This is a genomic window from Nonomuraea sp. NPDC049158 (assembly GCF_040648335.1).
Lineage (GTDB): Bacteria > Actinomycetota > Actinomycetes > Streptosporangiales > Streptosporangiaceae > Nonomuraea.
Window position 1 is genome coordinate 39,490 of record NZ_JBEZDM010000043.1, and the last position, 15,470, is coordinate 54,959.

Sequence of the window (15,470 nt, forward strand, 5' to 3'; positions counted from 1 at the left end):
GATGGACATCAGGAGACGGCGTGCGACCACGGCTGCGGGACGACGTCCGCTACGTGCCCTCCGACGAGGGCGCGTACGTCCATGCCGACCACGGGGCATGCACCCTGAAAGGCGCACAGGCGCACGAACTGCTCAAGAAGCTCGCCCCCTACCTGACCGGCGAGCACAGCCTGACCGAGCTGACCGCCGCGCTCCCCGCCGACCGCCGCCTGATGGTCGTGCGGCTGGTCGAGATGCTGGCCGGTCAGGGATTCGTCGTCGACGCCACAGATGAGGAGCCGCACGGCCTGAGCGAGTGCGAACGACGGATCTACGCCGCCGAGATCGCCTTCGTCCGCTACCGTCTGGGCTCGGCCGAACGACGCTTCGAGCGGCTGCGCCAGGCGCGGGTCACCCTGGCCGGGCACGGCCCGGTGCTGCGCGCCCTGCTGGAAGCCGGCCTGGTCTCCGGCTGGCGACAGGTCCGCGTGGCGGCCCCCGCCGAGGAGGTCGCGAAGCTGGAGCAGGCCGCGGCACGGGCTCGGCGGGACGAGGCGCAGCGGGTACACGTGGACACCGCCCAACCGCTGTGGGCCGACGCCGACGTGGTCTTCCAGGTCGGCACGGAGGCGGCCGACCTGCTCACGACGGCCCAGGCGTGCCCGGCGGACGTCTCACTGGGCCAGATCCTGCTCTGTCCCACGGAGGCATGGATCGTCGGCCCCGGCCCAGCGGCCTCGGCCGTCTCATGCTGGCTCCGTCTGGGCGGGCTGCCGTACCACGATGAGCATGACGACGGCACAGACCTGCTCACCGGCCCGGTCCCGGCGGTGCTGGCCGCACAGCCTGCCCTGTCGTGCTTCGCACACCTCACGGGTCTGGCGGAGGGGCAGGCAACGGCGACCCGGGTGGACTCGCACACGCTGGAGACGCGCCGCCACCGCGTGGTGCCATGGACATCCGCTGTCCCGTACCGCGAGGTCAGGGTGGGTCCGACGCTCGGTGCAGGGGGCGGCGAGGCCAGGCTGGGTCCGGTGCCTGACACGCGGGACGGTGCAGCCCGGCCGGTGCACGATGTACTGGACGGCCCTGATGGGTTGTTCGCGACGGTCGAGCGGCTCCAGGCGGCCGAGCCGATTTCGCCGGAGGAGTTGCTCGAACGGGCGACGCGGTATGTGGACCCCCGCACCGGGCTGCTGGGGACCTTGGATGAGGAAGACCTGGTCCAGTTCCCGCTGTCGGTGTGCCGGGCCGTCGTCTCCGACCCGCTCCGGACCTTGCCCAGCTGGGCACCCGTGCCGCAGGTTGTCGGCTGGGGCCGGGATCGGCGAACCGCGCGGGTGCGCGCCCTGCTGGCCGCCTGCGCGACGTACGGCGTCCTGACTGCCGAGAATGCCGAGATGTGGGGCCTTGAGCTGCTCACCGGCCGCCCGCGCCGGGTGCCCGCGCCCTCCTTCACCGCCGCCGGGCGGCAATCCGACCGGCCACCGATCGGGGTGGGCGCGGGACTGTCGTGGGCGTCCGCACTGGCGTCCGCGCTGCGTTCGCATGCCGAGGTGCTGCTGCGTACCCGGGCCATTGTCGGGCCGTGCTCGCATGCCGAGACACTGCCGCTAGGCACGGACGCCACGCCTGGGCAGTGCTCGCGTACCGAGGCGATGCCGAGTACCCACGCCACGCCCGGGCAGTGCTCGCGTACCGAGGCGATGCCGAGTACCCACGCCACGGCCGGTGCTCGCGTATCGCCGGAGGACGTCGCGGATGCCGAGGCCGCCCACCTGATCGCACTGCTGCGGACCGCGGGGGAGCGGCTCGAGATCCGTGACCTCACCGGCGTGCTCCAGATCCCCGCCTACGCGGTGGCCGACGGATCCGCGATCTCGGTGGCCTGCGCCACCACACCGGCGCCGGCGATGCGGGACGCGGTCGAGCGCGCTCTGCTGGCCTGGCAGGCGCGTACCGCGCGCCAACCGGCCTACGCCGATCCGGTGCCGCAGTGGTGGGCGGACGAGGAGCCGCCGGAGTGGAAGCTCCTGGCGGAGGCGCTGCAGGCGGCGGGGCACGTGCCGGTGGTGGTGCCGATGCACCACGACGCGGCCGTGGTCGAACTGCTGCCGTACGTGGTGCGAGTGGTGCTGTGTGATGACTGACGCTCTTGCCGATCCGGTGCCGGCCGGTGAGCCGCACCCCGTACTGGCTGGCCATGTGCCGAATGGCGATCACAGCCCTGTACCGGCCAGCCTCCTGCCGACCGGGGAGCGCCGCCCTGCGCCGCTACGAGTGGCTCTGCTGGGGTCCGGCCGCCTGCGCGACGCCATCGCGTCCGCGCTGCCGCAGCCGCCCATCCCAGACCACGCCCCACTCACGGGTAGCACCCGGCTGACGCATGCCCTACTCACAGACGCCCCGCTAACGGCCGCCCTATCGACGGATGCCCGGCTGACGGACGTCTCACCGCCTGACATCTCACTGCCGGACGTTCCATGGGCAGATGAGGCCACCCACGGCATCGGCACGTCGGACGTGCTCGTGACGGCCTACGACGCCGACGACACACGCCACTACCAGCACGCCTACCGGCACGCGACCGCCGCGCGGATTCCCTGGCTGCCCGTACGGACCGACACCGGCTGGGTGCTGATCGGTCCGGCGGCCCGGCCGCCGCGACCAGGCTGCCCCCTCTGTGCCGAGCGCCGCCGCGCGAGCAACCGGGCGGACGCGCGGGCCCGGCGCGCGCTGCGCGAGCAGTACGGTCAGGAGCTGGCCACCCGGCCCTGCGCCTTGGTGACGCCCCTGCTGGCCGCCGCCGTAGGGGCGCTGGTGGCGGCCGAAGCCGACCGGCTGCACCGCGATCCGGCCTCCGCGCGTACCGATCGGGCGCTGTTGCGGATCTCCATCGAGACCGGATTGCTCACCCGGCATCCCGTCCTGCCCGACCCGCTCTGTCCGGACTGCGCCGACCTGCCGGCGGATCGCCCTCGCGTCCCGCCCCTCGGCCCGTCACCCAAATCCGACCCGGACATCTTCCGGCGACGGAGCCTGGCCGGGTGTCATGCGGAGCTGGAGCGCCTGTACGTGGACGCCGAGACCGGCCTGATCCAATCCCTGGCCACAGGGACGGCACGTGGCAGCGCCACGGCGGTCGCCCACCTGCGCCCGGCCATCGCCCGCCACGACAGCAATCACGGCTACGGCCGATCCCGCGACTTCGCCTCGGCGCGGCTCACCGCGGTGGCCGAGGCCCTCGAACGTCACGCGGGCCTGCGTCCCCGGGGCCGCCGCACCGCCGTCCACGCCCCATACGCGGAAGTGGCCGATCGCGCTCTGGACCCGCGCACGCTGGGCCTGTACCCGGACGAGTGGTATGGCCGGCCGGACTTCCCCTTCACCCGCTTCGACCCGGTACGGCCGACCGCCTGGGTATGGGGCTACTCCTTCGCCCGTGCCGAGCCACTCCTCGTGGCGGAGAGCTACGCCTACTACGGCGCACGGCCCGAGGGCGATCCCGGATTCGCCTACGAGTGTTCCAACGGATGCGCGATCGGCGGCTGCCTGGTCGAGGCGATCTTCCACGGCCTGCTGGAGATCGCCGAACGTGACGCGTTCCTGACCACCTGGTACACCCGCCTCCCCGCCCCACGAGTGGACCTGGACTCGGCCGCGGACCGGCGCGTCCCGATGACCGCCGCCCGGATCCGCCACGACCTCGGCTACGAGGTGATGGCCTTCGACATCACCCTGGAACAGGGCGTACCGGCCTTCTGGACGATGGCCGTCGACCGGGCCGGCGGCCCCGGCCGGCCGTACACGATGTGCGGAGCCGCCGCCCACCCTTACCCCGACCATGCCCTGGCTTCGGCACTGGCCGAACTCGGACCCGGCATCGAGGGCTTGACGCGCCGCTACGACGCCGAGCAGGCCGCATGCCTGCTGGCCGACCCCGACCGAGTACGCGAGATGGACGACCACGCCCTGCTCTACGGGCATCCCGACGCCTTCCGGCGGCTGGCGTTCCTGCCCGTCGACGGGCCGCGCTTGCCAATCGCCGGAGAGACCTGGCCCGCCCGCGACGACCTGGCCGGTGACCTGGCCGAGCTGGTCGGCCGCTATCTGGCGACCGGGCTGGACGTGATCGCCGTGGACACCACCGGTCCCGAGCAGCGCGCGGGCGGCTTCGCCTGCGCGAAGGTGCTGGTGCCCGGCACCGCGTCGATGACCTTCGGCCACCGCTTCCGCCGTACGCACGGCCTGCCCCGTCTGCTGTCGCTGCCGCGCCTGCTCGGCCACCGGGACCGCGACCTGTGCCCCGGCGAGCTCAACCCCGACCCCCACCCGTTCCCATGACCACCGCCATGGACGAGGCGGGTGCGGCGATCCGCGCCTATCTGGAGGCCCTGCGGGGTCGCCCGCCAGGGCCGGCCGACTGGAGCACCGCCCCGGCACGGTACAAGCGCTACTTCGGTGCCACCCGCCTCCCGCTGCCCTCCAGCCCGGTCGGCGAACTGCTGCGTGACCTGCTCGGCTTGGTACGCGTCGACTGGGTTCATCCGGTCGACGAGCAGGGACGGCCGGTCGAGGGGGCGCCGAGGATCAACGTGGGTCGTCCGGCGCCCTCTGGCGGAGGGCTCTATCCGATCGAGGGCTACCTCGCCGCGGGCGGTTCCGGGCTGTCCGCCGGATTGTTCCACTACGACCCGGTGCATCACGCCCTGGAGACGCTGCGGCCCGGCGACCACCGCCAGGCACTCACCGGCCTGCTCGCCGCGCCCCCACCCGAGCCGCCCGATCTGGTGCTCGTGCTGTCCGCCGTCTTCTGGCGTTCTGGCTTCAAGTACGGCGATTTCGCCTATCGCCTGCAATGCCAGGAGATCGGGGTCCTGGCCGCCCAGGCCCTCGCGCTGGCCGAGAAGCTCAGCCTGGGGGCATCGGTCCACCTGCTGTTCGACGACGCAGCGGCTGACCGGTTGCTCGGTCTGGACCCTGCCGCGGAGAGCGTGCTGGCCGTACTCACCCTCACAGGCGTCCCCCATGAGCTGGTACGGCAGGCCGACGCCGCCTATCTCCCGCATTGGTCCCCAGCCGATGATCTCGCCTCCCGACCCGCCCATCCACCGCGTCGGCCCACGGCCGGCGATCTCGCCCCCCGGCCCGTGGACCCGCCGCCGATCAACGACCGGCTGCCCTACCTGACCGCTCTACACGCCGCCACTCGTACCACCGCCTCGGCGCGAGATGGTTGCCCCGCCAACCCCGAGCCCAGCGCGACGCCAGGTGGAGCAGAACAGTTCCCGCTGCCGGACATCACCCCCATACGACTCGCCGACGGCATTCCCCACCGGGCCTCGCCCATCGTCGGATACCGGCCCGAGCCGATCAGCCTGTCGGCGCTCGCCCGGATCCTCGCCGCCGCTTCCACCGGCTACCCCGGTGATCTGTCCAGCATCTCGCCGACGATCACGCTGTACGTGCTCGCGCTGCGCGTCCAGGGCCTGCCGGTGGGGGCGTACCACTACGACGCCGAACGGCGGGCCCTGCTACGGATCGAAGCCCAGCCCGTCGCACGGATCACCGGTGGACCGCTGGCGCCCAACACCCGCGTCGGTCTGCGGGGTGCGGCGGCGGTGCTCGTTCCGGTGGGCGACCCGCTGGACGGTGTCCGGTGGTTCGGCGATCGCTGGTACCGCCTCCAGCAGGCCGAGACGGGTCTGGCCATTCACCGCGCCACGCTGGCCGCCGCCGCGCTCGGGCTCACCTCACGTATCCACTCCGACGGCACCACCCCCGCCACTGAGGCGGTACTCGGCCTGACGGGCAGTCGCAGGCAGGCGTTGAGCTTCCTGCTGCTCGGCAGACCCCCCACAGGCCCGTCGCTCATCCGGCGTCTCCCCGCCACGGCGGTGGACGACGTCGGCTCAGGCGACGGCACCACACCTACGACAAGCGTGGGTGCCATCCATCCCCCATATGAAGGGAGAAGGGAAAATCATGTCCGACAAACTCCAGCTCGACCTTGACGGTCTGGTGGTGGACAGCATCGAGGTGCTGCCCGCCGACTCCATCGAGTTCCTCACCACTGGCCACGGCATGACCGAGAACGCCGCCTCATTCGGCTGTTTCTGCGGCGGCGGTAGCTGCCTGGCCCTCCCGTCCGACGAGATCTGACCGAGATCACGTCCTGATCAGGTGTGCCCGAGCCCACGGCCCGGGCACACCGCTCTGCCTTCTCGAAAGCCGGGAGAGCTTGGAAGGCGCGAAGGCGCGAAAGGTGATGCGCATGCCCCAGAGCAGCCACGCGGAGCAAGCTGAGGCTCGCTCGGTCCTCGCGCCCGTGTTCGGGGTTCGGGTGGCGGGGATGGCGGTCGGCGACCTGGAAGACCTGCGCTTCACCCGTACCTGGTCGCTCCTCGACGAACTGCTGGAGACCTCGGCCACGGTGGCGAGCGAGGGCGCGGCCCTGTCCGAGGCGCTGCACGAGGTGATCGGCGGCAACGCTCGGCCCGACCGCAAACCGCTGCTGGTCGCGCTGCGCCGGGCGCTGTTCTGTACGCGTGTCCCGCAGGCTCGTACGCGATCGGAGGAGGTGCTCCGCGCGCTGCCGAACGGCCTTGACCGGCGGATCACGGCGTGGCTGGGCCACCTGGAGCGGCGCGACGCGCTGGAGGGCGCACTGCCCGGCGTACTGGCGGCGGAGCGGCGCGAGAAGACGACGCGGCTGCGCGAGGTGGTCGCCGCCGACGCCTTCCGCCGCGGCCTGGCACAGAGCAGCCCGGTGCTGTCGGCCGAGCTGGACAAGTGGCTGGCCGGCCAGGCGGACGCCGTACCCGGGCGGCAGACGCTCCTGCGGCTGACCCGCTATGTCGCCCGGGTGGCGGCCAAGACCAGCCCGTACGCGACCTTCACCGCCGCCGGGTTCGGCCATTGGACGGAGCACGGACCGGCGGTGGTTCCCGCGCAACGTCTGGTACGGCGGAGCGTGGCCGAGCTGCACCCGTTCGTCGTCGAACGGATCTGGCAGGCGCTCGCCGACCGACCCGAGCTGATCGACCGCGTACGGCTGCGGGTCAATCCCTCGGCGACAGAGGAGGAGGGCCGGATCTGGTTCCTCGGCGCCGGTCCGAGCGAGCCGATCAGGAGCGCGCCGGCCGTCGACGCCGTACGCGCTGTGCTGGACGCGGTCCGCACGGCGACGTACCCGACCGAGCAGGCGCTGCGTGCTCGCTTCGGACACGAAGGGCAGGCGGCACGGGTCGTGACGGTCTTGCTGGAGGCGGGGCTGCTGGAGCGGCGGCGTCCCTACGCCGACCAGTCCGGCGACTCTCTCGGCGAGCTGATCGCCTGGCTGCCCGCCGACCACCCCGCCGCCGGAGCGCTGCGACGGCTCGACGAGGCGGTGGCCACCTACCCCGCTCTGACCAGTGCGGCCGAACGCGCCCACCGGGCCCAGCAGATCGACGAGCAGGCGCGGATCCTGAGCCTGGGGGAGGTGCCGGTGGGACTCTCCCCCCTGAGCCTGGGGGAGGAGTCAGTGCGGATCGTCACCCCGAGTCCGGAGACGACCCTGCTGATCGGCGGCGTGACCCGATGCGGCAAGGAGCAGTGGCGGCCGGTCTTCGACGATCTGGACGCCGTACGCGAGCTGCTGGGGCTGCTGGACATGGACCTGCCCGTCAAGCTGGCGGCCGCCGCTCTGTTCCGGGAGAGATACGGGCCGTCCGCCTCGGTACCGTTCCTGAGGTTCTACCGGCACGCCCACCAGACCGCCGAGCTGCGAGCCCTGCTGCACCCGCCGCCGGGCGGGAACCCCGGGGACGGTCCGTCCGACCTCGCCGAGCTGCGCCGCCAGACGTGGCGGACGCTACGGGCCGCGGGCGAGGACCCGGCGGGGGTGATCCGGGTCGATCCCGCGCTGGTACGCAAGCTCGCCGCCAGTTGGCCGCGCCACGTCCGCGCGCCCCGCTCCATCTGCTGTTACGGCCAGGCGCTGACCACGCCGCAGGGGCCGGGCCTGGTGGTCAACACCATCGCCTGCGGGTACGGCCGGGGGCTGGGCCGCCTGCACCACCTGCTGGCCCGGGTCACCGACGGGATTCCCGCGTTGGACCGCCACGGGATTCCCGCGTTGGACCGTCACGGGTTCTCCGTGCCGGATCGCCACGAGATCTCCGCGCTCGACCGCCACGAGGTGGCCGAGTGCCTGGGGGCGTTCGGCACCAGCCTCAATCTGCGGCCGCCGGTGGGGCGGCCGATCGACTATCCCTTCACCACGGACGACAGCCCAGACGCCCTGGCACCGGCGGAGCTGCGGGTCGGCTACGAGCCCGAGCGTCAGCTGGTCGTGCTGCGCGATGCGGGCGGTTCCGAGGTACGTCCGATGCATCTGGGGCTACTCGCGCCCTATCTGCTGCCTCCCGCGTACTCGTTTCTGGTGCGCGTTTTCGGCGAGCCGCCGGTGGCCCTGCCGCCCGGCCGGCGCCTAGGCGGCGGCCGGGAGAGCGGCGGCCGGGAGAGCGGCGGCCGGGAGAGCGGCGGCCGGGAGAGTGGCGGACGGGGGAGCGGTGCGTGGCGGTGGCCACGGTTGGAGGTCGGGCGGGTTACGCTGGCCCGCGCCTGCTGGCGGCTGCCCGCTGGGGAGCTGCCCACCCCCGGCAAGGGTGAGGGCGAGGCGGCCTACTTGGTGCGATTCGCGCGTTGGCTGGCCGAGCACGGCATCCCGCGTCGGTTCTTCGCCCGGGTCATTCCCGCGGACAGGGCGAAGGGCTTTTTCACCAAGGCACGCAAGCCGCTGTACGTGGACGCGGCCAACTGCTTCCTGCTGTTCGACCTGGCCCGTGCCGCCGGTAATCCCGGCGACCTGGTGGTGCTGGAGGAGGTGCTGCCCGACCTCGCGGACAACCCCCGCTACGGCGACGACGGGACGCGCGTCACCGAGTACATGTTCCAGCTCACCGCCACGGGAGAGCGCGCATGACCGCTCCCGTGGAACCTGGGGTGGTGCCGGGCTGGATCAGCGCCCACCTCTTTCATGCGGGGTCGCTCGACAGCCTGATCGCGCAGATGATCGCGCCTCTGGAAGGGGAGCTGCGGGAGGAGCTGGCCGGGTTCTTCTTCCTGCGCTATTGGGAGGGCGGCCCCCACGTGCGGCTCAGGGTGAAACCGCAGGGCGGCGCCGATACCGGGCGGATCCGCCGACTGATCCGGCAGCGGGCCGACACCTACTTCGCCGAGCATCCGTCGGTACGCGGCTTCGCTTCAGCCGACTACCAGGCGCTGGCGGCCCGCCTCGCCCACGCTGAACGCCGGGCCGATCACGACGACCGCCTGTACCCCAACGACGCGGTGGAGTTCATCGGCTACCTGCCCGAGCACCACGTCTACGGCGAGGGAGCCTGTATCGCGGCCGTGGAGGAGCACTTCACCGACTCCAGCCGCCTTGCCTGCGAGATCCTCGCCGCCGGTCCCGATCAGGGGCGGCGGGCGGCGATCGGCCTGGCCGCCTACACCCTCACCTTGGCCGCCTGCCTCCCCGATCCGCAGGCCGCGGCACAGGCCTTCGCACTCCGGCTCCGGGCCACTCCTGTTCCACCTGGCGTGGAAGAGGTCTTTCGGCGCGAGGCCGACGGCCTGCTGCGGCAGACCCGACAGCTGTGGAGTCGGCCGGTCTCAGGGCCGCTGGCAGCCTGGGCGTCCTCGATCCGCACCCTGCGCGACCGCCTGACCGGCCTCGGCGTCGCCCCGCCCGACCCGGCCGACCTGGGATCACCGGCGGCCTTCCTGGCCAGCGCACTGGAGCCACCCGCCAATGCCAGCTCCGTGGAGCCCTCAGCCCCCGCCATCGCCGGGGTTCTGGAGCCCCCAGCCCTCGGAGCCTTCGCGGTCCCTGCCGTCCCGTACATCCTGCTGCGCTGCACGCATCTCCTGCACAACCGGCTGGGAGTCACCCCCGCCGCCGAAAACCGCCTGGCCCTGTTGATCCTGCGCACTGTGGCCGCACTCCACGAGAGGTGAATCCGCCATGACCCCCCTCCAGCCGTCCCGCTGGCACAGCGTCCACATCGCCTACCACGACGTGCCCGGCCAGGACGACCTGCTGCTGGACGCCGTCGGCCCGCTGCTGCGTCGCGTGAGCGGCATCGTCGAGGCCGCCCACGTGCTACGGCACTGGCGCCGGGGGCCCCATCTGCGGCTCAATGTCAAAACCGACCCCGCCACCTGGGCGGACGCCGTACGGCAAGCCATCGACGAGGTCATCGGCTCCTACCTGCGCGTCCATCCCTCCACCGTCGTCCTCGACCAGCGGGGGCTGCTTGCCCAGCACCGGGTGCTCGCCGAACAGGAGAAGGACCCCGGCCCGCTCACTCCCTGGTATCCCGACAACTCCCTCCACTACGCCCCCTACGACCCCCGTCACCAGGCCTTGGACGAGGACGCCGCTGATCTGCTGGCCGACTTCTACACCGACAGCACCCCACTGCTGCTCGACATGTTGCGACATGTTCGCTTGGGTCACGACACCAAGGACGGCCTGGCCATGGCGCTGATGCTGGCCACCTCTCACACCGCCCTGGGGCCGATCACCCGCAGTTTCGTCTCCTACCGCTCCCACGCCGAAGGCTTCCTGGCCCGCTGCGCCGACCCCAACGCCATGCGGGCCCGCTTCGAACGGGACTACCAAGCTCAGCGAGACGAACTGACCGGCAGGGTGCGCGCGGTCATCGCGACCCTTGACGGCACCACCAGCACCGATTGCACCACCGGCACCGACAGCACCGCCGCTGGCACCGATCGCACCGACAGCACTGCTGGCACCGGTCACACCACCACTGGCACCGACGCCACGGCTTGCACCGCTGGCATCACGGGCATCACGGGCATACCTGTCCTCTTCGTCCGTGAATGGGCCGCCCTGGTCGCCGAGTACGGTCGCCGCGCCGAACCGCTGATCGCCCGTGGCCGGCTCATCCGCCCCGGCTCCCACCAGGAGGCACTCGCCATTCCGAGGCTCAGTGACTTCCACCGGCTGATGTTCTCCAGCCGGACCTACCACGACCGCGTCTTCGCCGATCCGGACTTCCTGCGCTACCGCGTCCTGATCAACTACACCTACCTGCAGAACACCCGGCTCGGCATCACGCCGCCGGCCCGCTTCCGCATCTGCCACCTGGCGGCCAATGCGGTGGAGGAGGTCTACGACCTGTCGGCGCTCGGCCTGATCCGCGCGTTCGTCGAGGCACACCCGTGAAATTCCGCGCGTTCGTCGAGGCCCATCCGGGAAATCTCGACCCGCTGTCGTCCCCGGGATGAGGCATGGGACATCCTCACATTGTGCCGATCGTGAGGGAGACCATGGAAAACGCGGACGATGTCACGGCCTCGCCCGAGACGATGCTCGACGTGCTGGAGCGCCGCGCGGCTGTTGTGCCGGAGGCGGAGCTCGTACGGTTCGAGGATGGTACGTCGCTCCGCGTCGAGGAGTGCCGGGCGCGTGCTACCGCCGTCGCGCGCGGGCTCGCGGGTCTGGTTTCCCCTGGTGATCGGGTCGTCACGTGCCTGCGTCCTGGTCCGCGGTTGGTCGAGGTGATGTTCGCTCTGGCAAGACTCGGTGCCGTCGAGGTGCCGCTGGCTCTGGACGCCCGGCTTCCCGGGGCTCGGCACCTCACCGGGGCCACCGGGGCGCGCGTGCTCATCGCCGGGACGGACGCCGTACGTGACAATCCCGATCTCGTCGCCCTGGCCGCGGAGATGGAGCGCGTGGTGCTCGTGACCGAGTGGACTCAGGCCGAGCTGGCGGGGTCGGTGGACATGGACGACCTGCTCGCCGCGCCGCGCCGCCTGCCGGAGTGGCGTCCGGGACCGGCTGATCCGGCCGTGGTCATGGCTACTTCGGGCACCACCGGCCGGGCCAAGGGAGCGCTGCTGCCGCACTTCGCCGGCGTCCGGCAGGCCCGGCGGGTGGCCCGGGCCATGGGGTACGAGGCGGGGGACGTGCTGTTCAACGTGTTCCCCTGGAACCACATCAACGTCAGACACGCGGGGTTGCTGCCCGCGTTGATCTCCGGCGCCACGCTGGTGGCCCACTCGCGCTTCTCCGCCTCCCGGTTCTGGGAGATCTGCCGGCGGGAGGGGGTCACGGCGTTCAACTTCATGGGCGCTGTGGCGGCCATCCTCGAACGGGCTCCGGCTACCGAGTCCGACCGTCTGCACCAAGTGCGCCGCGCTTATGGGGGACCGGCGCCGGAAGCTTTGACAAGGCGTTTCCAGGATCGGTTCGGCGTGTTGCTGCTGGAGGCGTACGCGTGCACCGAGCTCGCCGACGTTGCGGCGAGCACGGCTGACGTCCGGCGGCCGGGCTCGGCCGGCCGGCCCGTCCCGGAGTACGAGGTGGTGATCAGGGATGAGGACGGCCGACCGGTTCCGGCGGGACAGGTCGGGCAGATCACCGCGCGGCCCAGGGCGGGGTCGATCATCTTCAGCGGGTACGCCGGCGACGACGCCGCCACCGGGAAGGTCCTGCGCGATGGCTGGTTCACGACCGGCGACCGGGGCCGGCTCGATGACGACGGCTTCCTCCATTTCGCCGGTCGCCGCGCCGACGTCATCAGGCGGCGCGGCGAGAACATCGCGACCTGGGACGTGGAGCAGGTGGTGGCCGCGATGCCGGGTGTCCTCGACGTGGCCGCGGTGGGGGTGCCCTCCGAGCTGACCGAGGAGGAGGTGCTGGTGGCGGTGAGCGCAGTGCCCGGAGCCGTCGTCCGCGCGCCGGAGGTGTACGCCTGGTGCCTCGACCGGCTTCCGCGCCACGCCGTCCCGCGCTATGTGCGCGTACTGGACGACCTGCCGCGCAACGCCGCCACGAAGGTGGTCAAGGGTGAGCTGCGTGGCCAAGGAGTGCCGCCGGACGCATGGGACGCCGGCGCGGGGATCTCCTGACCCCACAGAACACCGGAGAGGTGATCGGCCTGGCCGCGCGGACCGCTGGACAGACCGGGATGGTCGCGTCGCGGCGATCCCGCCCTCTACGTTCGAGCCGTCAATACGTGCCACCAGAAGGAGCGGCTATGCCGGACAGGTTGCGGATTCTGGACCTCACCGACGAGCTGGCCTTCCACGGGGCGCGGCTGCTGGTGGGGCTCGGAGCCGATGTCGTACGCGTCGAACGCCCGGCCGCGCCGCTGCTGTCGCGCGCGGAGACCCTGCACTGGCACGCGGGCAAGCGGGTCGTGGGCGTACCCGAGAGCGCCGAAGCGCTCGACGAGCTCGTGGAGCAGGCGGACGTGGTGATCGAGAGCGGCCCGCTCGAAGAGCTCGCGGGCGTGCGCGCGGGATCCGGCGCCGTGTCGTCGCGCTGGCCGCAGGCCGTCCACGTCGTGGTCACGCCGTTCGGTACGAGCGGCCCCCGCAGCGCCTGGCGAGCCGACGACCTCGTGGCCGCGGCCGCCGGCGGCATGGCCTGGCTGGGCGGGCAGCCCGGCGGGCAGCCCAAGCCGCCGCCCCGCGAGCAGGCCACCCAGCTCGCGGGAGCGCACGCCGCCATCGCGGCGCTGCTCGGCGTGATCGCCCGTGACCGTACCGGGCGGGGGCAGCTCATCGACGTCTCCGTGCAGGAGGCGGTGGCCGCCACGCTGGAGACGGCCGCCATCTCCTGGATCCACGCCGGCCGCTACCCCTCCCGCAACGGCGGGGTGTACGAGCACGTGGCGCACCGCGTCTTCCGCACCGCGGACGGTCATGTCGCGGGCGGATACTCCGGCAGTGACCGCATGTGGACGGATCTGCTCGCCTGGATGGCGGAGTCGGGCGAGGCGGCGGACCTGACGGAGGAGAAGTGGTCCGATCCCGTCTTCCGCTGGCGGGGTCGTGAGCACGTGGACGAGATCGTGGCCAGGTTCGTGGCGAAACGTTCCGCCGTGTCGATGGCCGAGGAAGGACGCGCCCGGGCGCTGCCGTGGGCGGAGGTCGCCACGGCCGCGCGTCTGTCGGCCAACCCCCAGCTCGCCGCGCGCGGCTTCTTCACCCGCATCCTGGGCGAGGGACTACCGCCGGACGGTGTCACGGACGTGGGCTTCCCCTTCCCCGCCCCGGAGCCCCCGCGCCCGGTACGCCTCACCGAGCCGCTTCCCGCCCCCATCGAGGCCCCCTGGCAGACCGCGCAGCCTCGAGGCCACCGAGCGGCGACGGGCACCGGACGTCCGCTGGCGGGAGTTCGTGTCCTGGATCTGACCTGGGTGCTCGCCGGTCCGTACGCGACCAAGACCCTGGCGGAGCACGGCGCGGACATCATCAAGATCGAATCTCGGCACCGGCAGGACCCCACGCGCTTCGCCCCGTCGATGAGGCTGCGCCCCGGCGCGGGCTTCGACGACAGCGGCTACTTCATCAACTTCAACCGGGGCAAGCGCGGCGTCGCGCTCAACCTGCGTACCGAGCCGGGCCGCGAGGTGCTGCGGCGGCTCGTCGCCGAGTGCGACGTGGTCATCGAGAACTTCAGCCCCGGCGTGCTCGCCAGGTGGGGGCTGTCCTACGAGCAGATGGCGGAGCTGAATCCCGGCGTCATCCTGGTGTCCATGGCCGGGGTCGGGCAGAGCGGGCCCTGGCGGGACGCGGTGACCTTCGCCGACACGCTCGCCGCCATGTCCGGGCTCACCAGCGAGACCGCCGATCCCGGAGAAGCTCCGCAAGGGCTGACCTTCGGGCTGGGGGACATGGTGGCCGCCAACTCGGCCGTTCTGGCCGTGCTCGACATGATCGCGGCCGGTCGCGCGGGCCATGTGGATCTCTCCCAGCTGGAGGCGATGGCCGCGTCGATGGGACCGGCCGTCCTCGAAGCCGAGCTCGGTGATTCGCGTGTCGAAGGCGAGCCCGGCGGCTTGCGTGTCGAAGGCGGGCTCAAGGACCCGCGGGCCGAGTCCGGGGATCCGCGTGCCGTGGTGCGGCCCAACCGGCATCCGCGGATGGTGCCGCACGGTGTCTATCCGACCAGCGGCGACGATCGCTGGATCGCGCTGGCCGTACGCGGAGACGAGGAATGGCGGCGTCTCGCTGAGCACGCCGGAGTGCCGGAGCTGGCCACGCTGGCGTCTGCCGGGCTGGCGGAGCGGCGCGGGCGCGAGGACGAGATCGACGACGCTCTGGCGGCCTGGTGCTCGCGACACGACGGCCAATCGCTGGCGGCCACGCTGCAAGGGCTGGGCATCGCCGCCGCCGTCGTCGCCACCGGGCGGGACCTGGTGGAGGCCGACGAGCACCTGGCCGCGCGCGGCTTCTACCCCGTGCTGGAGCACCCGATCGCGGGTCCGGTTCGGCACGAGGGCATCGTGGTCCGCATGTCCGACACCCCCGGAGCGCTCACGGCACCGGCGCCGCTGCTGGGCGAGCACACCGACGTGGTGCTGAAGGAGCTGCTCGGCATGGACGAGGAAGAGCTCGCCCAGCTACGCGACGCCGGCGTCCTGGAATGACCCCGGCTACGCGACTGCGGCGTCCTGGAATGACAC

Annotated in this window: 9 protein-coding genes; all 9 read left to right on the plus strand. The window is 72.2% G+C overall.

Features of this window, described 5'->3' with window-relative positions; genetic code table 11:
• Nucleotides 1-20: 20 nt before the first annotated feature.
• Entirely contained in the window at nucleotides 21-2,129 is a 2,109-nt protein-coding gene (locus tag AB0B61_RS49420; protein WP_358447988.1) for a hypothetical protein, read from the plus strand.
• A complete protein-coding gene (locus AB0B61_RS49425; protein ID WP_358447990.1) occupies nucleotides 2,122-4,323 on the plus strand; it encodes a TOMM precursor leader peptide-binding protein in 2,202 nt (733 codons plus the stop codon). The genes AB0B61_RS49420 and AB0B61_RS49425 overlap by 8 nt, the downstream gene beginning before the upstream one ends.
• Nucleotides 4,320-5,993, plus strand: coding sequence for a SagB family peptide dehydrogenase (locus AB0B61_RS49430; protein ID WP_358447992.1), 1,674 nt, complete (start codon nucleotides 4,320-4,322; stop codon nucleotides 5,991-5,993). Before AB0B61_RS49425 ends, AB0B61_RS49430 begins: the two co-directional genes overlap by 4 nt.
• On the plus strand, nucleotides 5,965-6,141 hold the full coding sequence (locus tag AB0B61_RS49435; RefSeq protein WP_358447993.1) for a thiomuracin/GE37468 family thiazolyl RiPP peptide: 177 nt from the start codon (nucleotides 5,965-5,967) through the stop codon (nucleotides 6,139-6,141). The genes AB0B61_RS49430 and AB0B61_RS49435 overlap by 29 nt, the downstream gene beginning before the upstream one ends.
• A 112-nt stretch (nucleotides 6,142-6,253) precedes the next feature.
• The gene (locus AB0B61_RS49440) at nucleotides 6,254-8,947 is read left to right on the plus strand and encodes a lantibiotic dehydratase (RefSeq protein ID WP_358447994.1); all 2,694 of its coding nucleotides are present in this window, start codon (nucleotides 6,254-6,256) and stop codon (nucleotides 8,945-8,947) included.
• Nucleotides 8,944-9,984: a lantibiotic dehydratase C-terminal domain-containing protein gene (locus tag AB0B61_RS49445; protein WP_358447996.1), complete on the plus strand. Its 1,041-nt coding sequence runs from the start codon at nucleotides 8,944-8,946 to the stop codon at nucleotides 9,982-9,984. The genes AB0B61_RS49440 and AB0B61_RS49445 overlap by 4 nt, the downstream gene beginning before the upstream one ends.
• Before the next feature lie 7 nt (nucleotides 9,985-9,991).
• Nucleotides 9,992-11,218 (plus strand): thiopeptide maturation pyridine synthase, encoded by a 1,227-nt coding sequence (locus tag AB0B61_RS49450; protein WP_358447998.1) that lies wholly within the window; start codon nucleotides 9,992-9,994, stop codon nucleotides 11,216-11,218.
• A gap of 83 nt (nucleotides 11,219-11,301) precedes the next feature.
• Nucleotides 11,302-12,906, plus strand: a complete 1,605-nt coding sequence (locus AB0B61_RS49455) for an AMP-binding protein (RefSeq protein ID WP_358447999.1) — start codon at nucleotides 11,302-11,304, stop codon at nucleotides 12,904-12,906.
• Between the two features lie 128 nt (nucleotides 12,907-13,034).
• On the plus strand, nucleotides 13,035-15,434 hold the full coding sequence (locus AB0B61_RS49460) for a CoA transferase (RefSeq protein ID WP_358448000.1): 2,400 nt from the start codon (nucleotides 13,035-13,037) through the stop codon (nucleotides 15,432-15,434).
• The last annotated feature ends 36 nt before the right edge of the window (nucleotides 15,435-15,470 follow it).